Below are 21,752 nucleotides of genomic sequence, written 5' to 3'. Positions count from 1 at the left end.
GGAGCGGGTGCGGGGAAGATGCGACTCGGGCACGCCGGTGACCATTGTGCCACCCGTGCCTGACCGCCCGCCAGATCCCGCGCCGCCCGACCCTTCAGGTGCCGCGCACCACCAGCTTGCCCACCACGTGCCCCCCCTGCAGCCGGGTGAGCGCAGCGCCCGCCTCCGCGAAGTCGTACGTCTGGGCGATCACCGGCGACAGCAGCCCGTCGGCCACGAGCTCCAGCAGCCGGGCGAGCACCTCGGGCCGGGGGGTCGCGGCGAGCGGGCGGACGGGCCGCGAGCCGAGCGACAGCACCATCGCCCTGAGCATGCGCGGGATGGGGCCGAGCACGGGGCCGCCGTCTCCCGTGACCAGCACCACCCGGCCGCCCGGCACGACCAGTCGCTGCAGTTCGCGCAGGGGGATGCCGCCCGCCACGTCGATGATCGCGTCGAAGTGGGCGGCGGGCAGCTCGCGCAGCGGCGTGACGCGGTGGTCGAGCGTGCGCACGGCTCCGAGCCGCTCGATCAGCGGCGCATTGACGTCGCGGCACGACGCCCACACCTCGGCCCCCCGCAGCGCCGCGAGCTGCACCGCGAACGTGCCCACTCCGCCCGAGGCCCCGACCACGAGCACGCGCGGGCTGCTGCGGTGCAGGCCGACCCCGCCCAGGTCGAGCGCCTGCCACGCGGTGCCTCCCGCGACCGGGAGCGTGGCGGCCACCTCGGGCTCCACGCCGGGCGGCAGCGGCACGAGGCGGGCGGCCGGCACCCGCACGTACTCCGCGAGACCCCCGCCACCCACGAGCTCCCCGACCACGTGCTCGTCGAGCTCGGCGCCCACCACGTCGGCGCCGATGCCGACCACCGTGCCGACGACCTCCATGCCGCGGACGGGGTGTTTCGGCCTGGTGAGTCCGAAGGCCGGGCGGACCAGCAGCGGATCGCCGAGCAGCAGTCGCACATCGCCCGCGTTGAGCGCCGTCGCCCGCACGCGCAGCAGCACTTCGCCGTGGTGGGGCTGTGGCAGCGGCAGGTGCTCGAGCGCCACGCCCTCGGCGGGTCCGTAGGTCTCGCGCCGCCAGGCGGCCATCCGCGCGGTCATGCGGCACCTCCGGTGTCGTTCGGGTACGAGAACAGCTCGTCGAGCCCGACCCCGAAGGCCCGGGCGATCTGGAACGCGAGCTCGAGCGTGGGCGAGTACTTCTGCTGCTCGATCGCGATGAGGGTCTGCCGGGTGACGCCGATGGTCCTGGCGAGCTCGGCCTGGGTGAGCCCCGCCCGCTCGCGGTGCGCGCGGATGCTGTTGGAGACGAGGGTGGGCTTGACCATCACACCAGCCCCCGCCGGTAGGCGATGGCTCGGGCGATGCCGCCGACCACCGCGGCCACGAAGAACCCGAGGAACATGGTGTTCGCGATCCAGAAGACGTCGGCGCCGAGTCCGCACAGCACGATCACGCCGAGTCCGGCGATGGTCACGAACGCCTGCTCGACGCGCGAGCCCAGGCGGCCGATGTCGCGGTCGCGGATGTCGGAGCGGCCGACGCCGTCCGGGTCCTTGAGCCCCGCGAGGATGCCCCACGTGACGCTGACGAGGATCGTGCCGACGATGCCGCCGCCGATGCTCCAGAGCATGAGCGGGAACCAGTCGACGTCGGTGAGCGGTCCCCCGGCGGCCTGCTGCAGCACGAGCACCACATAGACGACCAGCACGATCGGGCTGATGATGAGCCCGGACCAGACATTGCGTTCCTCGTAGACCATGACGCCCCCAGATGTAAAGGATTCTTTACACGGAGGCTACGCGCACCCCGAGGTGATGTCAAGAATCTTTGACACATCGGTCCGCGCGGAACAGATCGGACCCGGCGAGACAGGTCAGATGACGTCGGCACTCCACGCGTCGAGGTTGCCGTAGCGATGCGCCGTGATCGAGATCGACTGCTCGTGCACGAACGGCAGCAGCTCGATGCGGGCGGCCGCCGTCACCTCCGCGTCGTACACCGCCAGGTCGGGGTCGCCCGCGGTCGCCGCCGCCAGCGACGCCCGCAACGCCGCGACCGCCTCCCGGCCGCCCACCAGCCGCACCCGGTCGTACCGCGCCGCCGTGGTCGCGCCCTGCGCCGGCGTCTCCTCCGCGGGCCGCAGGCGCTGCATCCACTCGTCGTCCGACTCCAGGAACACCACCGCGTCGAGGTCGCCCAGCGCATGCCGCACCCCGGCCGGAAGCCCCGCCGGGGTGGAGAGCACGAAACCCGCCCCCGCGCGGACCCCCGCGATCACGACGCGCAGCAGATCCTGCAGCCGCGCATCCGCCGTCGCCCGGATCTCCACGCGACCGGGGCGATACCGGAACAGGTTTCGCTCCACCTCCAGGTGCGACACGTCGCGCACCCGCCCGAACTCACGGTCCCATGCCAGCGCGTCGGAGAGGGCCGAGCGCCGCAGCCACTCGAAGGCCTCGTATGCCAGGGACGGCTGCGCCGACTCGATCAGCGCGGTGATGCGCGAGTCGAGGCCACGCAGGTGCAGGGTGCTCGACGCCGCACCGCCCGGCTGCGAACGCCACGTGCCGAGGCCGATCAGGTGGTTGGGGCCGCCGGGCTTCGCGCCGGGGCCCACCGACGACCGCTTCCAGCCCCCGAAGGGCTGCCGCTGCACGATCGCGCCCGTGGTGCCGCGGTTCACGTAGAGGTTGCCCGCCTGCACGCGGTCGAGCCACAGCGACAGGTCGCCGGGATCCTGCGTGTGCAGTCCCGCCGTGAGGCCGTACGCGACCGCGTTCTGCAGCTCGACGGCCCGCGCGAGCGTGGGGGCGTGCATGATGCCCAGCACCGGTCCGAAGAACTCCTCCCGGTGGAAGCGCGACCCCGGTTGCACGCCGACGCGCACGCCGGGCCGCCACAGCCGCCCGGTGTCGTCACCCTCGACCGGCTCGGGCGCGATCAGCCAGCGCTCGTCGCCCTCCAGCTCGGTGAGCGCCCAGGCGAGCTTGCCCTGCGGTCGCTCGATCACCGGCCCCACCTCGGCCGACGGATCCGTCGGCCACCCCACGCGCAGGGAGCGGACGGCGTCGGCGAGCTGGCGGGCGAAGCGCTGCGAGCGCCCGACCGGACCCACGAGGATCGCGAGAGAGGCCGCCGAGCACTTCTGCCCCGCGTGCCCGAACGCGCTCTTCACCAGGTCGGCCACGGCGAGATCGAGGTCGGCGGACGGCGTGATGACCATCGCGTTCTTGCCGCTGGTCTCCGCGAGCAGCGGCAGGTCGGGGCGCCACGAGCGGAACAGCGCCGCCGTCTCCCACGAGCCGGTCAGGATCACGCGGTCCACGGCCTCGTCGGTGATCAGCGCGCGTCCGAGGTCGCCCTCCTCGATGTCGACCAGGGCGAGCGCCTCGCGCGGCACACCGCCCTCCCACAGCGCCTCGGCGAGCACCGCCGCGCAGCGCCGCGCCTGTGGAGCGGGCTTGAGCACGACCCCCGAGCCCGCGGCGAGCGCGGCCAGCACGCCGCCGGCCGGGATCGCGAGCGGGAAGTTCCAGGGCGGCGCGACCACGGTCACGCGCGCCGGCACGAACACCGCCCCGGAGATCGCGTCGAGCTCGCGGCACGTCGCGGCGTAGTAGCGCGCGAAGTCGACGGCCTCGCTCACCTCGACGTCGGCCTCGGCGAACACCTTGCCGGTCTCCGCCGCGGCCACCTCGATCATCTCGGCGCGGCGGGCCTCGAGCGCGGCGGCGGCCCGCAGCAGCACCTCCGCGCGCTCCGTCGCCGGGCGCGAGCCCCACGACGCGGCCGCGCTCTGCACCCCCCGCACGAGGCGAGCGAGCTCGTCGGCGTCGTCCACGCGGGCGGCGGCGAGCACGGCCTCCCCCACGGTCGAGTCGGCCAGCCGGCCGCGGATCCCGGCAGCCCACTCGCGGTTGGCGGGCAGAGCGAGGTCGGTGTCCTGCGCGTTCTCGAAGCCGGGCGCGCCGCCGGTGTCCTCCCCGCGCTCGCGAGCGGCGTACACGGCCGTCTCCAGGAACGCGCCGGTGTCGGCGCCGCCGGTGCCGCGGGCGATCCCGAGCACGGCCTGGGTCAGATCGGCCTCCGGGATCGGGGCCGCGGCGGCCGGGCGCACCGACTCGTGCACGGGCGCGAGCCGGTCCTGCGTGCGGCGGGGCCCGCGGTGCAGCGTGGCGTCGGTCGAGCGGTCGAGGGCGTGCAGGAACCGGTCGCGCTCGCGGGCGAACAGGCCCTCGTCCTCGTGCAGCCGGAAGGCCGCGGAGAGGAAGTTGTCCGGGGAGGCGTTCTCCTCCAGTCGCCGCACCAGGTAGCTGATGGCCACGTCGAACTCGGCCGGAGCGACCACGGGCACGTACAGCAGCACGGGGCCGACCTCGCGCGACACGGCTCGCATCTGCCCCTGCGCCATCCCGAGCAGCATCTCGAACTCGACCGCGTCCCGCACGCCGCGCTCACCGGCCAGCAGCCACGCGTAGGCGATGCCGAAGAGGTTGTGCCCGGCGATGCCGAGCTTCACCGCGGCCGTGTGCTGCGCGGTGAGCGCCCAGTCCAGGCAGCGCAGGTAGTTCGCGTCGGTGTCGAGCTTGGTGTCGTACGGGGCAGGGGTCCAGCCGTGCAGCCGCGCCTCCACGTGCTCCATCGCGAGGTTCGCGCCCTTCACGAGCCGCACCTTGATGCGGGCGCCGCCGTGGACCACGCGGTCCTGCGCCCAGGCGGTCAGCTCCTGCAGTGCGGGCAGCGCGTCGGGGAGGTACGCCTGCAGCACGATGCCCGCCTCGAGCCCGGACAGCCGCGGGTCCTCGAGCAGTCGGGTGAACACGGCGATCGTGAGATCGAGGTCGCGGTACTCCTCCATGTCGAGGTTGATGAAGGTGCCGTCGCCCGCCGCGGTCAGGTACAGCGGCAGCAGGCGCTGCACCACGCGGTCGACCACCTCGTCGAAGCCCCACATCGAGATGTGGCTCATGATCGCCGACACCTTGACCGACACGTAGTCCACGTCGTCGCGGCGGATGAGCTCGTGGATGCCGTCGAGCCGCCGCTGCGCCTCGGCCTCCCCCAGCACGGCCTCGCCGAGCAGGTTGAGGTTGAGCCGCGACCCCGACGCGCGGAGCCGCTCGATCGCCGGGCCCAGCTTGGCGGGGCGCGCGTCGACCACGAGATGCCCGACCATGTCGCGCAGCGCCCGCCGTGCGATCGGCACGACCGGAGTGGGCAGCACGGGCGCGACGCCCCCGCCCAGCCGCACGGCGGAGCGCAGGTACCAGGGCAGGAACTCGGGGACGATCGGCGCGATGCGGTGCAGCTGGGCAGCGGCCGCCGTGAGACTCTCGGGCCGCATGACCCCGTCGACGAAGCCGAGCGTGAAGGGAAGGCCGTTCGCGTCGCGCAGCACCCCGGCCAGGCGCTCGGCCGCGGGGTCGACCTCGGCCGCGGCGGCCTCGATCACCCACCGGCGCGCGAGATCGATCGCTCGGTCGGCGAGGGGGGCGGACGACACGGCATCCGGCGGAAGCTCGGCCATGACCTTCAGCCTATGGCCGCTGCCGGGTTTCGGCGGGAGCCGTGACCGCACGTCCCGCCCCTATGCTGTTGCCGTGACCACGACACCGCCGGAGGGGACGGCGCCGCACGGCCGCAGCGACGCGGCAGCCGCCAGGGCCAGGGTGCTGGGGTGGGCGCGGCGCAGCATCGACCTGATCCCGACGCCGTGGCTGCTCACCGCTGCCGGCGCGCTGCTGCTGGCCGGCACCGCGGTGTTCGGCGGACTGGAGGCGGCGGCGGTCGACCCGACGCCCGAGGTGGCGGTGGGCGAGACGTACACGGGGTCGGACCTGGAGCTGACGGTCGTCGCCGTGGAGCTGCGCGACGACCGCGGGCAGACGTCCGTGTTCCCCGACGAGGAGAAGGGCGAGCGCGTCCTGGTGGTCACGGTCGACGCGGTCAACACCTTCCACGCGCCGCGCGGCTCGACCTCGGGAGCGCCGACGTCGGCGGTGGTCGACGGGATCCGCATCGACGGCGTCGAGGAGAAGGGGCAGGTGTCGCGCGCCGACGACGGCCGCGGGTCGCCCACTCTGCAGCCCGACGTGCCGGCCCGGCTGCTGCTCGCGTGGCTCGTGGGGCCGGACGACTACCGCGAGGGCGACGAGATCACGCTCACCCTGCCCGACTCGACGCACGCGGTCGGCTCGCGGGTCATCCGCGGCGACTACTGGACCGACGTCCGCGTGGGTGCGACGCTCACCACCTCGATCGCGGAGGGGGCGACCCGGTGAAGAAGCATGTCCTGGTGTGGCTGCTCACCGCGGCACTGCTCGCCGGTGCGTGGGGCGTCTCGAAGGCCACTCTTCCGGACGACGCCGCGAACGCCCCGTTCCCCGCGACCGCACGGATCGGCGAGGAGAGCACCGTGCGCAACCTGTCGGTGACGATCACCGACGTCCGCCTGGCGGAGCGGGTCGCCGACGAGAAGGGGTGGGCAGCCGACGGCACCTGGCTCGTGGTCGACCTGGAGGCCGCGTCCGTGGTCACGCAGGACCTCAGCACGCTGTCGCTCGCGCAGCTCACGATCGGCGACCGCACGTTCAGCGCCACCGACCGCGGGACGACGTTCGCGCAGCAGCGGCTGGTCACCGGGGTCCCCCGCTCCGGGAGCCTCGCCTTCGAGCTGCCGGACGACGTGACCGGAGACCGCGCGACGCTGCGACTCGGGGTGCCGGGCGCCGCCCTCGGCGAGGTCCTGCGGGACGGCGTGATCGACCTGCCGCTCGACCTGTCGCAGCTGCCGGTCGAGGACGAGGTGCTCCTGCGCACGAACGGCTGGGCCGGCTGATGACGATCCCTCCCGTTCCCCCGCGCCCCGCGGCACCCCCGGCGCCCGTCGAGCCGCCGCGCCCGCCGTCGTGGTGGCGGCGCAACACCGTGGCACTGGTCGCGCTGGCGGTGCTGCTTCCCGCGACCGCGGCCGCCGTGGGCTGGCAGGAGTGGTACCAGTACTTCGGTTTCGGCGCCCGCGCAGTCACCGCCGTCACGGTCGACGAAGACGACTCGGCCGAGCTCGCCGGAGCCGAGTGGGGCCCCGTGCGCGGCGGCGAGATCGACGACGTCAGCGGGCTCGACGTCCCAGACGGCACACGGCTCATCGCCGTGGCGGTGCCGGTCGACGCGAGCACCGCGGGCATCGGCTGCGAGACACCGAAGCTCGTGGAACAGGCGACCGGCCGCGAGTGGCGCCCCGTGCGACTGGAGATCGGGCTGCTGTCCGACCCGGACGAACCGGAGACGTGCCTGAGCGCGAACGCCGGGGAGTACGAGCTGGTCGTGCCGTTCGTGGTGCCGGACGACGCGGAGGGGCCGTTCTGGGTGGACGTGCACCCCTACGACGCGGGCGGCTCGTTCCTCAGGTTCGCGTTCGAGCTCTGACCACCCACTTCGTCGCGCGGCGGGGCGGTGACGACGGCCGCGGCGACCGCATCGACCGAGGAGGGCAGCAGTCCCGCGGCATCGGCCACGGCGCGCATCTCGGCCTCGGCCACGGTGGCCGTGGTCGCGTCGGGGCGCTCCTGCTGCTTGCGCCGCAGCCGCCCGAGCGTCGCGTCGTAGGCGCCGCTGATCACCGCGATGCGCACGGGCTCGATCAGCAGGAGCGGCACCAGCGACACGAGCGGCGTCGCGACGGCCCAGAACACGTAGTCGTGCGGGCCGATCAGGCGCGTGAGACCGAAGGCCAGGTACGACTCCAGCGCCTTCACGACGACGTAGAGCAGGGCGTACGACGCGACCAGGAGGGGGCCGGCGCGCCACATCAGCAGCAGGGCGCGACCGATCGGGCGGAAGCGGGCGCCGAGCTCGTCGCCGAGGTCCTTGAGGCGGCGCACGAGCGGGTTGGGGATCGCGGTCGCGTGCTGGCGGAACCGCGCCAGGAACGCGCTCTCGACCCGCAGCTTCTCCGCCACGATCGCCTGGCCGAACACGACTCCGGCGATCGTGAGCCAGGCCAGCGGTGCCAGCAGCACGGGTCCGGCCTCCGACAGCACCCAGCCCACGGCGTCCCACACCCAGCGCAGGGGCGCGACCGCGTCGAGCAGCCCCTCGCGCACGTCCTCCAGGAATGCCATCGCGGCGCGGCTGTCGACCCAGCTCTTGATCGCGTCGAACACGTCGCCCAGCACCATGACCGAGAAGAACACCCAGACGACCTCGAAGTACACCGCGACGGGCGACAGCCAGGCGGCGAGCTTCGTCGACCATTTCGACCAGGCCCAGCGGCCGGCGAACGCGACGACGATGATCGCGATCGTCCAGACGTTGATCGGCAGGTTGAGCACCGTGTCCTCGGAGCCGACGGCGGGTTCGCCGTTGACGCTGGCGGTCCAGACGATCCCGGAGCGCACCTCCAGCGCGCGGGCGGAGTATGCGGTCACGTCCTCGCCGAGTAGGCCCTGCGCCCAGTAGACCGCGAAGAACGGGAGGATGCCGGCGAGCAGCGCGGACAGGAACGTGCGGCGGCGGTCGGCCGCGGCCTCGGGCAGCGGCGCGACCTCCTGCAGGTTGCGCAGTCCGTCGCGCAGCACGAGGAACATCGCCACGAGGCTGATCAGCCGGGCGAGGATCCCGATCGGCAGCACCAGGAAGCCGAGCGTGGCCGACGTGGCCCCCACGAAACCGGCGACCTCGGTGATCACGTAGTGCACGAGCACGCCGGCGAGGTACCACGCCATGAGGGCGGGCCAGTGCCGCAGCAGCACGCGCCCGGCGGTCGTCAGGATGGCCAGCACAGCGTCAATATATCGGCAGGGCCGCGCGCCCGCCGCTGCGCCGTCAGCTCCAGATGCTCGGCGCCGGGGTGCGCACGGGAGGCAGGGCCGAGGCCGCCGCCCAATCGTGCACCCACGCGTCGATCTCCGGCACGCCCTCGGGACGGCCGACCGCGGCGAACAGCTCCTCGTTGCTCACGGTGCCCCCGGTGCGCCGCAGCACGCGAGCCCGCACGATCGCCCTGGCGTACACCTCGCCGTCCACCACGGCCCGATGCTCCAGGAACAGCGCCTTGTCGTCGTGGCCGATGAACCGCGACTGCACCTCGAAGCGCTGCCACAGCTGCAGCGACTTGCGGAACGTGATGGTCTCGCTCGACACGACCGCGTACCAGCCGCGCTGCTTCATCACGTCGAACAGTCCGGTGCGGATCAGGTGGTCCCAGCGGCCGAGGTCGAACAGCGACAGGTACCGGCCGTTGTTCATGTGCCGGAGGATGTCGAGATCGGTGGGGAGCGTGGTCACCGAGACGCTGCTCACCGCGGTCGGGTCGAGGGTCTTCCCCTGCCGCACGCGGCGGCGCGCGCCGAGGATCACGAGGAGGGTCCGCCAGATCACATTCACGAGGGTCGATCGTAGCCAGCGGCGCACGAACCGTGAATATCGTTGTGCGATTCCTCCACCCCGTTCACCGGGCCGTCACCCGGCCCCGCCCCGATTTCGAGTTTTCACGGGCCGCGCGTAGAGTCACCGCATGAGCGCCGAAGCCCAGCCCGAAGTCATCGTCCGTCCGGTCCGTGATGTGGATGCGGAAGCCCTCGGCCGCGTGCACGCGCAGTGCTGGCACGAGACCTACGACCACCTGATCAGCAAGGCAGCGCTGGAGAAGGTCTCGCCGCGTCGCATGGCCGAGCTGTGGACGCACTGGGCCGCGCAGGGCCCCGAGTTCAAGATGAACGCGGCGCTCGTCGACGGCGAGATCGTGGGCTTCGTCGGCTCCGGTCCCGCGCGCGACAAGGACGCCCCGGCGTTCCGCGAGCTGTACTTCATCTACCTGCTCGACGCGTACCACTCCACCGGCATCGGCCAGAAGCTGTTCGACGCCGCCGTCGAACAGGACGAGCCGCTGTACCTGTGGGTGGCCGAGGACAACCCCCGCGCCCACCGCTTCTACACGCGCAACGGCTTCCACCTCGACGGCGCCACGCACACCGAGCCGTTCCTCGGCGAGACGCTGACCGAGGTCCGGTTCGTCCGCCCCTGATCCTCCTGCCCACGCGGAAGGGCCGCTCCCCCGGCGGGAGCGGCCCTTCTCCGTGCGGCCTCAGAGCCGTTCGATGATCGTGACGTTGGCGACGCCGCCGCCCTCGCACATGGTCTGCAGTCCGTAGCGCCCGCCGGTGCGCTCCAGCTCGTTCAGCAGCGTGGACAGGATGCGGGTGCCGGTCGCGCCGATCGGGTGCCCCAGCGCGATGCCGCCGCCGTTGACGTTCACCTTCTCGTGCGGCACCCCGGTCTCGCGCATCCACGCCAGCACCACGGAGGCGAAGGCCTCGTTCACCTCGAACAGGTCGATGTCGTCGATGCCCAGTCCGGTGCGCTCCAGCGCGTGCAGGGTCGCGGGGATCGGCGCGGTGAGCATGAGCACGGGGTCGTCGCCGCGGACGGACAGGTGATGGATACGCGCCCGCGGGGTGAGCCCGTGCGTGCGCACGGCCGCCTCGCTCGCGATCAGCACGGCGCTGGAGGCGTCACTGATCTGCGAGGCGACCGCGGCCGTGAGGCGCCCGTCCGGGGAGAGCGGCTGCAGCCCGGCCATGCGTTCGAGCGAGGTGTCGCGCCGCACGCCCTCGTCGTGGTCGAGGCCGCCCAGCGGGGCGATCTCGTCCGCGAAGCGACCCTCGTCCTGCGCACGCGCCGCCCGCGTGTGGCTCTCGAGCGCGAAGCGCTCCATCTCCTCGCGCGAGATGTCCCACCGCTGCGCGATCAGCTCCGCACCGCGGAACTGCGAGATCTCCTGGTCGCCGTAGCGCGCGAGCCATCCGGGCGACTCCGCGGAGGGGGTCGTGAAGCCGTACTCCCGTCCCACGATCGCGGCGGCGGTGAGCGGGACCTGCGACATGTTCTGCAGGCCGCCGGCGATCACCAGGTCGCTCGTACCGCTGAGCACGGCCTGCGCCGCGAAGTGCACGGCCTGCTGGCTCGACCCGCACTGCCGGTCGATCGTGACGCCGGGAACATGCTCGGGGAACCCGGCGACGAGCAGCGCGGTGCGCGCGACGTTGCCCGCCTGGCCGCCGATCGCGTCGATCGTCCCGAGGATCACGTCGTCCACGGCCCCGGGGTCGATGCCGGTGCGGTCGACGAGCGCCCGGAGGCTGTGCGCCCCGAGATCGGCGGGGTGGATGCCCGCGAGGGCGCCGCCGCGGCGACCCACGGGCGAGCGGACTGCATCGACGATGAATGCCTCGGCCATACGTCCAGCATGCCCGACGCGGGGGCCGTCCGGGGCCGTCGCTCAGCGCGCGAACACCAGCCGGAACAGCTCGCACACCACCGGCATGTCGGGGGCGTAGCCTCGCGGGTTCTCCGAGTGCGTGCGCCAGTAGCGCTCGTGCACCTCCCGCCAGTGCGCGAGCGTGCGATCGCCCTCGCCTTCGGCGTAGGCGTGCGCCTCGTCGACCCGGTCGAACGGCACGACCTCGACCGCGGTGGTCTGGATCACCGCGCGGGGACTGCCCGCACCGTCGAGGATGACGCTGAACTCGCCCACGGTGGGCAGCGGGTCGCCCGTCTCCTCGTAGTCCCACAGCGAGGAAGCGGTGCCCACCTTCACGCCGTCGAGCACGAGCCCGAGCAGTTCGTCGGCGTGCTCCGCGGTCGCGCCGAACGGCCACCCCTCGGGCACGGCGGCGGGCAGCGCCGGATCAGCCTCCCTCGCGGCTCGCCAGAACGCCTCGAGCTCCCCGCTGTCGGTCACGCGGTCACCGGCCGGAGACCTTGCCGAACGCCTTCGCGATCGGTGCGATCACGAGCGGTCGGGCAGCCACCCAGCCGAGCGCGATCACCACGAGCGACGCGATGAACACCCAGAACCCGGTCCACGTCGCCGCATCCTGCGCCGCGAACATGTGGTTCAGGTTGCGCTGGAAACCGGTGAGCATCACGAGCGCCACGTGCACGATGATGAACGCCACGAAGTACAGCATCACCGGGAAGTGCAACGCACGCGCCCACTCCACCGGGTACGCCTTCGACAGCCGCTCGGCGCGCTTGGGCCACAGCCCCGACATACGGAACCCGGTGATCGCCGCCAGCGGAGCCGCCAGGAACACGGTCGCGAAGTAGGCGAGCTGCTGCAGGCTGTTGTAGTTGTTCCAGCCGTTCTCGTGCGGCCAGTCGAGCGACACGTACTGCAGGGCGGCCGAGAGCGCGTTCGGGATGACCTCCCAGCTCGTCGGCACGATGCGCACCCAGTGGCCGGTCGCGAACAGGAGCACCACGAACGCGACGCCGTTCACCAGCCACAGGATGTCGAGCGCCTGGTGGAACCACAGGTTCAGGCTGATCTTGCCCTTGGGGTTGTTCCGCGGCGTCCAGAACACGGTGGGGCGCTTCTCGGTGCGCACCTGCAGACCCGACCGGATGATCAGCACCATCAGGAACATGTTGAAGAAGTGCGCCCAGTTGACCCACGGGGCGAACCCGGGCTCGACCGCGATGGCCGGCTCGTACTCGCCGGGGAACGCGGCCAGGAAGTCCTGCATGAACGGGAAGCTCAGCAGCGCGCGCACGAACGCCACGGCGGCAGCGGCCAGCACGCCCAGGGCAGCCGCGCCGAACAGCACCGCGATGGCCTGCGTCCAGGTCGGGCGGCGACGCCCCTCCGGCGCGGCGGGAACGGTGAGGTGGCGCGGCGCGCGACCGTTCCACACGGTCTGCGTCCACCGCAGCGGCGCCGCGAGGTCGGTGGCCGGGACGACCGCGGTGCCCGGGGTGGTGGCAGTGGCAGCGGGGGCCGCAGCGGCGGGCGGTGCAACGGCGGCGGGCGTGACAGAGGGGACGGACGCAGCAGCGGCGGGTTCGGCCCCGGCGGTGGTGCCGGCGGCTGCGGGTGCCGCGGTCGTCGCGGAGGCGGGGGCGGCGGCGCTTTCCGGCGCAGCGGACGAGGCGGCAGCGGACGAGGCGGCGGCGGACGAGGCGGCGGCGAGAACCGGCACCGTGCCCGCGGGCGGCCACGGCTCGCCGCCCGGCACGCGCGGGAGGCCGCGTCGCACGGCACTCGCACCGGCAGCGGCCTCCGGAACGGACGCGGGGGCAGCGGGGGCACCCGGTTGGGCAGGCGCGCCAGCCGCGGAACCAGGAGCGGCAGCGGCGGAACCAGGGGCCGTGGCAGCGGGAGCGGGAGCAGACGCGGCGGACCCGGCGGCCTCCCCGGCGGCGGCGGTCGGCGACGCGCCGGCGGACGACGCGGCGACGGGAGCGGAGATCGCGGTGGCAGGCGGCCACGGCTCCCCGCCCGGAACGCGGGGAAGTCCCCGCCGCACGCGCACGGAGGCGGCGTGCACGGAGCCACCGGCGGACGGTGCGATGGCGGGCGCTGCGTCAGCGCTCGCGGGCGCCGGTGCCGACGGCGTGGAGGCCGCGGGTGCCGGGTCCGCCGCGCTCGCGACCGCTGCGGCCGCCTCCTCCGTCGCCACGGACGACGCACCGTTCGCCGCACCGTCTGCCACCTCGACGGACGCACCGGCGGGAGGCCACGGCTCACCGCCGGGCACGCGGGGCAGACCGCGTCGCAGCATCCGCGTCGCCATGCCTACTTCTTCCGGGCCTCGAGGGCCGCGATCACCTGCGGCACGACCGTGAACAGGTCGCCCACGATGCCGAAGTCCGCCACCTCGAAGATCGGCGCCTCCGGGTCCTTGTTGATCGCGACGATGGTCTTCGACGTCTGCATGCCCGCACGGTGCTGGATCGCGCCGGAGATGCCGAGCGCGACATACAGCTGCGGCGACACCGACACCCCGGTCTGACCCACCTGATGCGACTGCGGGATGTACCCGGCGTCGACGGCCGCGCGGGAGGCCCCGACCGCGGCGCCCAGGGCGTCGGCGAGCTGCTCGACCAGCACGAACTTGTCCTTCGAGGCGAGTCCGCGTCCGCCCGACACCACACGGGTCGCACCACGCAGCTCCGGTCGGTTCGAGGTGACCTCGACGGCCTCGACCGGTCCGGCGGTCGCGGCGACCGCACCCGAGGGCTCGACCGCGAGCTCCTCCACCTGCGGAGACGTCACCGCCTCGGCCCGCGCATCGACGGCACCCTGACGCACCGTGACCACGAGCGTGCCGTAGGTCGCGGCCGCGTCGACGAGGTAGGCCCCGCCGTAGACGGAGTGATGGGCCACGACGCCCTCGTCGTCGCGCGACACCCCGACCGCGTCCACCGCGAGGGCGCTGCGCGTGCGCACGGCGAAGCGTCCCGCGACGTCGCGGCCGGAGATGGAGTTCGAGAGGAGCACGGCGTCGGGCTGCACGCGAGCGGCCGCGGCCTGGAGCGCATCGACGAGCGGCACCGTCAGCGCGGTGTCGTCGCCGTCGGCCGTCAGCACGAGCGCGGCACCCGCGGCGGCCGCCTGATCGACGGCCTCCCGCGCGCCGCCCACCACAAGGGCCACGGGCGTGCCGATGCCGGCCGCCGCGCCGAGGAGCCCGGCGGTGCTGCTGGCGGCGTTCCCGGACGGGTCGAGGTCGACCAGGACGAGGATCGGGTTCTCGAGGGAGGTCATGTCACACCAGCCTGTTCTGCACGAGGAAGTCGACGAGCTGGTCGGCGGCATCGCCCTCGTCGGTGATCTTGACGCCCGCCGCGCGCGGCGGCTTCTGCGCCACCGCCGTCATGATCGTGCGGGGCGCGACGGCGGGATCGGCCGACACGTCGAGGTCGGCGAGGGTCAGCACCTCCAGCGGCTTCTTCTTCGCCGCCATGATGCCCTTGAAGTTCGGGAACCGCGCGTCGGGGAGCGCCTCGGTGATCGAGATGACCGCGGGGAGCGGCGCGGAGATCTGCTGGCTCCCGGCGTCGGCGCCGCGGGTGCCGGAGACCCCGTCCTCGGTGATCTCGACCGCGGTCAGGGCGGTGGCCTGCGCCCAGCCGAGGTGCTCGGCGAGCATCGCCGGGATCACGCCGCCCGAGCCGTCCGTGGAGAGGTTGCCGGTGATGACCAGGTCGGGGGCACCGCGTCGGATCGCCGCCGCCAGCACCTCGGCCGTGAGTCCGAGGTCGGCTCCGGCGAGCTGCTCGTCGGCGATGTGCACCGCCGACCCCGCGCCGATCGCCAGCGCCCGGCGCACCGAGGCGGTCGACCCCTCCGGTGCCATCGTGAGCGCCACGACCTCGGTGCCCGCGTTCTTGTCGGCGTAGCTGAGGGCCACCTCGAGCGCGCGTTCCGTGATCTCGTCGAGCACCACGTCCCCTGCCCCGCGATCCGCGAGCCCGGTCTCGAGATTCAACTGGCGATCGCCATAGGTGTCCGGCACCTCTTTGACCAGGACGAAGATCTTCATCGAATGCTCCTCACGACACGCCGAGTCTATCCGGACCCCTTTCTATGTAGCCAAAAACCGAGGATTCCCCACCTCCGGACCCGGAACCGCCGCTCGAATGTATACATAACCGACAGCGGCGGGCTTCGCGCGGGGCGTCCGAGGCACACCGTCCGCCGCCGGTACCGTAGAGACGTGGTCCGCCCCCGCCCTCTCCCCGTCGATCCGCTCGCCGAAGCCAAGCGGCAGTGGGTCGCGCACGGCTGGACCGACGCGGCCGAGGGCATGACCGTCGTCACCTCCGTCATGCGCGCCCAGCAGCTGCTCCTCGCCCGGGTCGACGCCACCCTCAAGCCGTTCGCGCTCAGCTTCGCCCGCTACGAGGTGCTGCGGCTGCTCGCCTTCAGCCGCACCGGCCGCCTGCCCCTGTCGAGCGTGGTCGCCCGCCTCCAGGTGCACGCGACCACCGTCACCAGCACGGCAGAACGGCTCGTGCGCGACGGCCTCGTGGTGCGCGAGCCCCACCCGCACGACGGACGCGCCGCCATGCTCGCCCTCACCCCCGAGGGACGCGCCCTGGTCGAGCGCGCCACGGCCGCCCTCAACGCCGACGTGTTCGCCGACCCCGGCCTGAGCCACGACGACGCCGCCGAACTCGTGGCCATCGTCGCGCGACTCCGCAAGGACGCGGGCGACTTCATCGATCCGCGACCCCGCCCCGAACCCCTCTGATGCCCCGCTTCGTGCTCGAGACCGTGATCGCGGCACCGCCCCGCGTCGTCTTCGAGGCGGCCCTCGACCCCGCGCTGCACCTGCGGTCGATGGCCCGCTACGACGAGACCATGGTGGAGGAGCCCGCGGGCGGGGCGTTCAGCGAGGGGTCGACGGTCACCTGGCGCGCACGGCACTTCGGCATCCCGTTCCGGTTGCGCTCCGTGGTGTTCGACATCGACACCCCCCGCCGCTTCGTCGACCGCCAGATCGCGGGGCCGTTCCGCGAGCTCCGCCACGAGCACGTGTTCGAGGAGCACCCGCGTGGCACGCTCATGCGCGACACCATCGCCTTCCGCTCGCCGCTGGGGCCCCTGGGCCGGCTCGTCGACGCGCTCGTGCTCGACCGGTACATGCGGCGGCTGATCGTGGAGCGCAACGACGCCCTGGCTGCCGCGATCGAGGGGCCCGGGCGTACCCTTCCTGCATGAGCGAACTGCGCCTGCACACCGTCCTCACCGGTCGCGGTCCCGCCGCGGCGATCCAGCTCACCGATGAGCAGGTCGCCTCGTTCGGGGCCGGCAAGACCTTCCCCGTCGCCGTGACCATCGGCGGCCGCACCGCGCGCCTGCGGCTGGCGCGCATGGGCGGCGAGAACCTGATCGGCTTCAGCAAGGCCGTGCGCGCGGACCTCGGCGTGGAGATCGACCAGGAGGTCGACGCCGTGATCCGCCTCGACACCGCGGAGCGCACCGTGGACGTTCCGGCCGCACTGACCGAAGCGCTCGACGCCGACCCCGCCCTGCGTGCGGCCTTCGACGCCCTCTCCCCCAGCGCCCGCAAGGAGCACGCCCGCGCGGTCGCCGAGGCCAAGCAGCCCGCCACGCGCGAACGCCGCATCGCGAAGATCGTCGAGGGCCTGCGCGCCTGACCGCCCCGGCCCCCGCGTCAGCGGTTCTGGAACGCGGGCTGCCGCTTCTCCCGGAACGCGGCCATGCCCTCCTTCTGGTCGGCCGTGTCGAACAGCGCCGCGAACGCCTCCTTCTCGTGCGCGAGGCCCTCCGTGAGCGTGGTCTCCATGGCCGCATCGAGGGCGGCCTTCGCGGCGTACACCGACGGCAGCGACTTCGCCGCGATGCCCTCCGCCAGCGCCGACGCCTCGGCGAGCAGCTCGGCCGCCGGCACCACGCGCGACACCAGGCCCGCGCGCTCCGCCTCCTCCGCGCCCATGAACCGGCCGGACAGCACGAGCTCCGCGGCCTTGTAGTAGCCGACCGCGCGGATGAGCCGCTGCGTGCCGCCCATGCCGGGGATCACGCCGAGGTTGATCTCCGGCTGCCCGAACTTCGCGGTGTCCGACGCCAGGATGATGTCGCACATCATCGCCAGCTCGCAGCCGCCGCCGAGCGCGAAGCCCGACACGGCCGCGATCACCGGAGTGCGCACGGCCGCGAAGTCCCGCCACGCCCCGAAGTGGTCGGTCGCGCGCATCTGCTCCGCGGACATCCCCTCCATCTCCTTGATGTCCGCGCCCGCCGCGAACGCCTTCTCCGAGCCGGTGACGACGATCGCGCCGACCCCCTCGTCGCGGTCGAACGCGACCGCCGCCGCAGTGACCTCGTCGGCGACCGTGCTGTTCAGGGCGTTGAGCGCCTCCGGTCGGTTCAGGGTGATCCACCCCACCCGGCCGCGCTGCTCCACCAGGATCGTCTCGTACTCGCTCATCGTGTCTCCCTCACCGTCGCGGACTCCTTCAGTATCGTCCTTCGTCTCGCTGACGCTCGCTCAGGAACCGGCCCGGGACGAAGCCCCTCCAGCAACCGGCCCTGGACGAAGAACGCACAGCGGCCCGGCCCAGGGGCGCGTCAGACCCGGTCGTCCCGGATGTCGGTGATGATGCCGGAGAAGTCGCGCGTGGCACCCTCGCCCGCGGCATAGGCGGCATAGAGCTGCTGCGCGAGCCGCCCCAGCTTCGCGTCGGTCGAGGTCTGCTCGATCGCCTGCAGCGCCAGCCCGAGGTCCTTCGCCATGAGCGCCCCCGCGAAACCGGGCTGGTAGTCGCGGTTCGCCGGGCTCGTGGGCACCGGGCCGGGCACGGGGCAGTTGGTGGTGATCGCCCAACACTGCCCGGACGCCTGCGACACCACGTCGAACAGGGCCTGGTGTTCGAGCCCGAGCCGCTCGCCGAGCACGAACGCCTCCGCCACCGCGATCTGCGACACCGCCAGCACCATGTTGTTGCACACCTTCGCCGCCTGGCCGAGCCCCGAGCCACCGCAGTGAACGATCCGCTTGCCCATGACCTCCAGCAGCGGAAGCGCCGCGGCGTAGTCCTCGTCCGAGCCGCCCACCATGAACGCCAGGGTCCCCGCCTCGGCACCCACGACCCCGCCCGACACCGGGGCGTCGATGTTGCGGTGTCCGGCGGCGAGCGCGAGCGCGTGCGCGGCACGGGCCTCGTCTACCGCGATCGTGGACGACTCGATGAACAGCGTGCCGGGGCGCGCGGCCGCCAGCAGCTCCCCGCGGTACGCCTCGATCACGTGCTTCCCGGCGGGGAACATCGTGATCACGACCTCCGCATCGGCCACTGCCTCCGCGCCGCTCGCCGCCACCGGGATCCCCGCCGCCGTGGCCGCCTCGACCGCCGCGGGCACCGGGTCGTAACCGTGCACCTCGTGCCCTGCGGCGACGAGGTTCTTCGCCATCGGCAGCCCCATGTGGCCGAGGCCGAGGAAGGCCACGCGGGTCATGATGCGCTCCGCATCGACGCCGACCCCGCCGGTCGCAGCATCTCCCGGCCGACGATCAGCCGCATGATCTCGTTCGTGCCCTCCAGGATCTGATGCACCCGCAGGTCGCGCACGATCTTCTCGATGCCGTAGTCCTGCAGGTAGCCGTAGCCGCCGTGCAGCTGCAGCGCGCGGTTGGCGACGTCGAAGCCCGCATCGGTCGCGAAGCGCTTGGCCATCGCGCAGCGCATCGTGGCGTCCGGCGCCTTCGCGTCCACCGCCTCGGCGCCGTCGCGCACCATGAGCCGCGCGGCCTGCAGGTCGGTGCGCATGTCGGCGATCGCGAACAGGATCGACTGCTTCTCCGCCAGGGGCTCCCCGAACGCCACGCGCTCGTGGACGTACTGCACGGCCCGGTCGAGCGCGGCCTGGGCACCCCCGATCGAGCACGCCGCGATGTTGAGCCGTCCGCCGTTGAGCGCCGACATCGCGATCGCAAACCCGCGGCCCTCGTCGCCGAGCATCGCCGACGCGGGTACCCGCACGCCGTCGAGGATCACCTGCCGCGTGGGCTGCGCATGCCACCCCATCTTCTTCTCCGGGGCCCCGAAGCTGAGCGCCTCGGCGTCGCCCGGCACCAGGAAGGCGCTGATACCCCGCGCCCCCGGCTCGCCCGTGCGCGCCATCACCACGTACACCGCCGCCTCGCCCGCGCCGGAGATGAACTGCTTGACCCCGGTGAGCACGTAGTCGTCGCCGTCGCGGACGGCGCTCGTGGCGATGTTCGCGGCATCGGAGCCCGCGCCGGGCTCGGTGAGGCAGTAGCCGCCGAACTCCTGCATGGCGGTGAGCGCCGGCAGCCACCGCGACCTCTGGGCGTCGTCGCCGTAGGTGTCGATCATCCACACCACCATGTTGTGGATGGAGATGTAGGCGGCCACGGCAGGGTCGGCCTTCGCGAGCTCCTCGAAGATCGCCACGGTGTCGACGCGCGTGAGCCCGGTTCCGCCGTACTCCTCGCCCACGTAGATGCCGCCCAGCCCCAGCTCGCCGCCGCGGCGCAGCGACTCGCGGGGGAACAGGTGCTTCTCGTCGCGCTCGGCCGCGAACGGGGCGAGCTCGGTCTCGGAGTACTCGCGGACGGCGTCGAGGATCGCCTCGCGCTCCTCGGCGGTGGTGGTGACGGAGGTCATGGTCATGTCGATTCCTCGGTTCAGTGCATGGTGGGGATGACGAAGCTCGCGCCGTCGCGGATGCCGGAGGGCCAGCGGCTCGTCACCGTCTTGGTCTTGGTGTAGAAGCGGAAGGCGTCGGCACCGTGCTGGTTGAGGTCGCCGAAGCCGCTGCGCTTCCAGCCGCCGAACGTGTAGTACGCGATGGGCACCGGGATCGGCACGTTCACCCCGACCATGCCCACCTCGACCCGGGCGGCGAAGTCGCGGGCGGCGTCGCCGTCGCGCGTGAAGATCGCCACGCCGTTGCCGTACTCGTGCTGCGACGCCATGCGCAGCGCCTCCTCGTAGTCCGCGGCCCTGGCGATCACGAGCACCGGCCCGAAGATCTCCTCGCGGTAGACGGCCATGTCGGTCGTGACGTGGTCGAACAGCGTCGGTCCGAGGTAGAAGCCCTCCTCGTGTCCCGGCACCGTGAAGCCGCGCCCGTCGGCCAGCAGCGTCGCGCCCTCGTCCACGCCCTGCTGGATGTACCCGGTCACGCGCTCGACAGCGTCGCGCGTGACGAGGGGGCCGTAGTCGACGTCGGCCGCGAGCGAGGGACCCACCCGCAGCTGCGCGACCCGCTCCACGAGCTTGGCGGCGAGGGCGTCCGCGGTCTCCTCGCCCACCGGCACCGCGACCGAGATCGCCATGCAGCGCTCCCCCGCCGACCCGTAGCCCGCCCCGATCAGCGCGTCGACGGCCTGGTCGAGGTCGGCGTCCGGCATCACGATCATGTGGTTCTTGGCCCCGCCGAAGCACTGCGCGCGCTTGCCGTTCGCGGCCGCGGTGGCGTAGATGTATTCGGCGATGGGCGTCGACCCGACGAACCCGACTGCGCGGATCCGCTCGTCGGTGAGCAGCGTGTCGACCGCCTCCTTGTCGCCGTGCACCACGTTCAGCACCCCCGCGGGGAGCCCCGCCTCGAGGAACAGCTCGGCCAGTCGCACCGGCACCGAGGGGTCGCGCTCGCTCGGCTTGAGCACGACCGCGTTCCCGGCGGCGAGCGCGGGCCCGGCCTTCCACAGCGGGATCATGGCGGGGAAGTTGAACGGGGTGATGGCGGCGACCACGCCCAGCGGCTGCCGCATCGAATACACGTCGATGCCCGCGCCCGCACCCGTGGAGTACTCGCCCTTGAGCAGGTGGGGCGCTCCGGCGGAGAACTCGATCACCTCGAGGCCGCGCTGGATGTCGCCCTTCGCGTCGTCGACGGTCTTGCCGTGCTCGCTCGCGAGCAGTTCGGCGAGGGACTGCATCTCGCGCTGCACCAGGTCGAGGAACCGCAGCAGCACCCTGGCGCGCTTCTGCGGGTTGGTCGCGGCCCACGCGGCCTGCGCCTCCTGGGCGTTGCCGATCACGCGGCGCACCTCGTCGGCGGAGGCGAGCGGCACGCGCGCCTGCACCGCGCCGGTGCTGGGGTCGAAGACGTCGGCGAAGCGTCCGTCGTCGGGAGTGAGAAGCGTTCCGCCCACGAAGTGCGGGATCGTACGGGTCATTGTGTGACATCCCTCCGTGCCGTCGTTGGCACATCGCGAGTTTACTCCGGTGTCCGTGAAAATACGAGGACGTCCTTGTATCTTCGGTGGCATCGCGTCGTCGGCCCGAACGATGTCGTTCGCGGGCCGTTCACCGCCGCGTCACCTCGGCCGGTTACAACTGCAGATGCACGGACAGAGACTCAGACCGGATCGGGTACACGCGTCCTCCGTGCGCACGGTGAGCACTCTCGCTCCCGTCGCGGCCCCCAACGCCGCGTGACCCCCGCCGAATCGGGTCGGCGGGGGTCTTCTCCGTG

Annotated in this window: 22 protein-coding genes; 7 read left to right on the top strand and 15 right to left on the bottom strand. The window is 72.8% G+C overall.

Going from position 1 to position 21,752, the window contains the following annotated elements; genetic code table 11:
- Positions 1-94 precede the first annotated feature (94 nt).
- The 4 genes from KE274_RS07525 to KE274_RS07510 all read right to left on the bottom strand — a co-directional run bounded on the left by KE274_RS07525 (position 95) and on the right by KE274_RS07510 (position 5,516).
- Positions 95-1,087 carry an NAD(P)-dependent alcohol dehydrogenase gene (locus KE274_RS07525; RefSeq protein ID WP_211542401.1) on the bottom strand — a complete coding sequence of 331 codons (993 nt, stop codon included), beginning with the start codon at positions 1,085-1,087 and terminating at the stop codon, positions 95-97.
- Positions 1,084-1,314: a helix-turn-helix transcriptional regulator gene (locus KE274_RS07520; RefSeq protein ID WP_211542399.1), complete on the bottom strand. Its 231-nt coding sequence runs from the start codon at positions 1,312-1,314 to the stop codon at positions 1,084-1,086. Before KE274_RS07520 ends, KE274_RS07525 begins: the two co-directional genes overlap by 4 nt.
- On the bottom strand, positions 1,314-1,748 hold the full coding sequence (locus KE274_RS07515) for a hypothetical protein (protein ID WP_211542397.1): 435 nt from the start codon (positions 1,746-1,748) through the stop codon (positions 1,314-1,316). Before KE274_RS07515 ends, KE274_RS07520 begins: the two co-directional genes overlap by 1 nt.
- A 114-nt stretch (positions 1,749-1,862) precedes the next feature.
- On the bottom strand, positions 1,863-5,516 hold the full coding sequence (locus KE274_RS07510; protein WP_211542395.1) for a proline dehydrogenase family protein: 3,654 nt from the start codon (positions 5,514-5,516) through the stop codon (positions 1,863-1,865).
- A 73-nt stretch (positions 5,517-5,589) separates the two neighbouring features.
- Between KE274_RS07510 and KE274_RS07505 the strand changes: the two genes are divergently transcribed.
- From KE274_RS07505 to KE274_RS07495, 3 genes are read left to right on the top strand one after another with little or no spacing between them, the layout of a single operon-like run.
- Complete coding sequence (locus KE274_RS07505) at positions 5,590-6,270, top strand: hypothetical protein (protein WP_211542393.1); 681 nt, start codon at positions 5,590-5,592, stop codon at positions 6,268-6,270.
- Positions 6,267-6,827 (top strand): hypothetical protein, encoded by a 561-nt coding sequence (locus KE274_RS07500; protein ID WP_211542391.1) that lies wholly within the window; start codon positions 6,267-6,269, stop codon positions 6,825-6,827. Before KE274_RS07505 ends, KE274_RS07500 begins: the two co-directional genes overlap by 4 nt.
- On the top strand, positions 6,827-7,417 hold the full coding sequence (locus tag KE274_RS07495; protein WP_211542389.1) for a hypothetical protein: 591 nt from the start codon (positions 6,827-6,829) through the stop codon (positions 7,415-7,417). The genes KE274_RS07500 and KE274_RS07495 overlap by 1 nt, the downstream gene beginning before the upstream one ends.
- Here KE274_RS07495 and KE274_RS07490 read toward each other — a convergent pair.
- Both KE274_RS07490 and KE274_RS07485 read right to left on the bottom strand, forming a co-directional pair.
- Positions 7,372-8,772, bottom strand: coding sequence for a hypothetical protein (locus KE274_RS07490; protein WP_211542387.1), 1,401 nt, complete (start codon positions 8,770-8,772; stop codon positions 7,372-7,374). The two genes, KE274_RS07495 and KE274_RS07490, sit on opposite strands and share 46 nt — an antisense overlap.
- A 43-nt stretch (positions 8,773-8,815) precedes the next feature.
- The gene (locus KE274_RS07485; RefSeq protein ID WP_211542385.1) at positions 8,816-9,376 is read right to left on the bottom strand and encodes an acyl-CoA thioesterase; all 561 of its coding nucleotides are present in this window, start codon (positions 9,374-9,376) and stop codon (positions 8,816-8,818) included.
- Positions 9,377-9,506: 130 nt separating this feature from the next.
- Here KE274_RS07485 and KE274_RS07480 point away from each other — a divergent pair, with 130 nt between their 5' ends.
- On the top strand, positions 9,507-10,016 hold the full coding sequence (locus KE274_RS07480; protein ID WP_211542383.1) for a GNAT family N-acetyltransferase: 510 nt from the start codon (positions 9,507-9,509) through the stop codon (positions 10,014-10,016).
- Between the two features lie 60 nt (positions 10,017-10,076).
- On the opposite strand, the gene KE274_RS07475 is transcribed toward KE274_RS07480, so the two are convergent.
- The 5 genes from KE274_RS07475 to KE274_RS07455 are packed head-to-tail and all read right to left on the bottom strand — an operon-like array spanning position 10,077 to position 15,318.
- On the bottom strand, positions 10,077-11,228 hold the full coding sequence (locus tag KE274_RS07475) for an acetyl-CoA C-acetyltransferase (RefSeq protein ID WP_211542381.1): 1,152 nt from the start codon (positions 11,226-11,228) through the stop codon (positions 10,077-10,079).
- A 42-nt stretch (positions 11,229-11,270) separates the two neighbouring features.
- Entirely contained in the window at positions 11,271-11,732 is a 462-nt protein-coding gene (locus tag KE274_RS07470; protein WP_211542380.1) for an ASCH domain-containing protein, read from the bottom strand.
- 4 nt (positions 11,733-11,736) lie between these two features.
- Positions 11,737-13,566, bottom strand: a complete 1,830-nt coding sequence (locus KE274_RS07465) for a cytochrome b/b6 domain-containing protein (RefSeq protein ID WP_211542378.1) — start codon at positions 13,564-13,566, stop codon at positions 11,737-11,739.
- A 2-nt stretch (positions 13,567-13,568) separates the two neighbouring features.
- Positions 13,569-14,540 (bottom strand): electron transfer flavoprotein subunit alpha/FixB family protein, encoded by a 972-nt coding sequence (locus KE274_RS07460; protein ID WP_211542376.1) that lies wholly within the window; start codon positions 14,538-14,540, stop codon positions 13,569-13,571.
- 1 nt (position 14,541) lies between these two features.
- Complete coding sequence (locus KE274_RS07455; protein WP_211542374.1) at positions 14,542-15,318, bottom strand: electron transfer flavoprotein subunit beta/FixA family protein; 777 nt, start codon at positions 15,316-15,318, stop codon at positions 14,542-14,544.
- A gap of 174 nt (positions 15,319-15,492) precedes the next feature.
- Here KE274_RS07455 and KE274_RS07450 point away from each other — a divergent pair, with 174 nt between their 5' ends.
- The 3 genes from KE274_RS07450 to KE274_RS07440 are packed head-to-tail and all read left to right on the top strand — an operon-like array spanning position 15,493 to position 16,939.
- Positions 15,493-16,029 (top strand): MarR family winged helix-turn-helix transcriptional regulator, encoded by a 537-nt coding sequence (locus KE274_RS07450; protein ID WP_211542372.1) that lies wholly within the window; start codon positions 15,493-15,495, stop codon positions 16,027-16,029.
- Positions 16,029-16,499: an SRPBCC family protein gene (locus KE274_RS07445; protein ID WP_211542370.1), complete on the top strand. Its 471-nt coding sequence runs from the start codon at positions 16,029-16,031 to the stop codon at positions 16,497-16,499. The genes KE274_RS07450 and KE274_RS07445 overlap by 1 nt, the downstream gene beginning before the upstream one ends.
- A complete protein-coding gene (locus KE274_RS07440) occupies positions 16,496-16,939 on the top strand; it encodes a YdeI/OmpD-associated family protein (protein ID WP_211542368.1) in 444 nt (147 codons plus the stop codon). Before KE274_RS07445 ends, KE274_RS07440 begins: the two co-directional genes overlap by 4 nt.
- A gap of 17 nt (positions 16,940-16,956) precedes the next feature.
- On the opposite strand, the gene KE274_RS07435 is transcribed toward KE274_RS07440, so the two are convergent.
- From KE274_RS07435 to KE274_RS07420, 4 genes are all read right to left on the bottom strand, one after another.
- Positions 16,957-17,733, bottom strand: coding sequence for an enoyl-CoA hydratase-related protein (locus KE274_RS07435; RefSeq protein WP_211542366.1), 777 nt, complete (start codon positions 17,731-17,733; stop codon positions 16,957-16,959).
- 140 nt (positions 17,734-17,873) lie between these two features.
- A complete protein-coding gene (gene mmsB / locus KE274_RS07430) occupies positions 17,874-18,761 on the bottom strand; it encodes a 3-hydroxyisobutyrate dehydrogenase (RefSeq protein WP_211542364.1) in 888 nt (295 codons plus the stop codon).
- The gene (locus KE274_RS07425) at positions 18,758-19,939 is read right to left on the bottom strand and encodes an acyl-CoA dehydrogenase family protein (RefSeq protein WP_211542362.1); all 1,182 of its coding nucleotides are present in this window, start codon (positions 19,937-19,939) and stop codon (positions 18,758-18,760) included. Before KE274_RS07425 ends, mmsB begins: the two co-directional genes overlap by 4 nt.
- Positions 19,940-19,953: 14 nt before the next feature.
- Entirely contained in the window at positions 19,954-21,453 is a 1,500-nt protein-coding gene (locus KE274_RS07420) for a CoA-acylating methylmalonate-semialdehyde dehydrogenase (RefSeq protein ID WP_211542360.1), read from the bottom strand.
- Between the last annotated feature and the right edge of the window lie 299 nt (positions 21,454-21,752).

It is taken from the genome of Microbacterium paraoxydans (assembly GCF_018224615.1).
Taxonomy (GTDB): domain Bacteria; phylum Actinomycetota; class Actinomycetes; order Actinomycetales; family Microbacteriaceae; genus Microbacterium; species Microbacterium paraoxydans_B.
The sequence above is the reverse complement of the archived record's forward strand: the minus strand, read 5'-3'. Positions and strand labels throughout refer to the sequence as shown.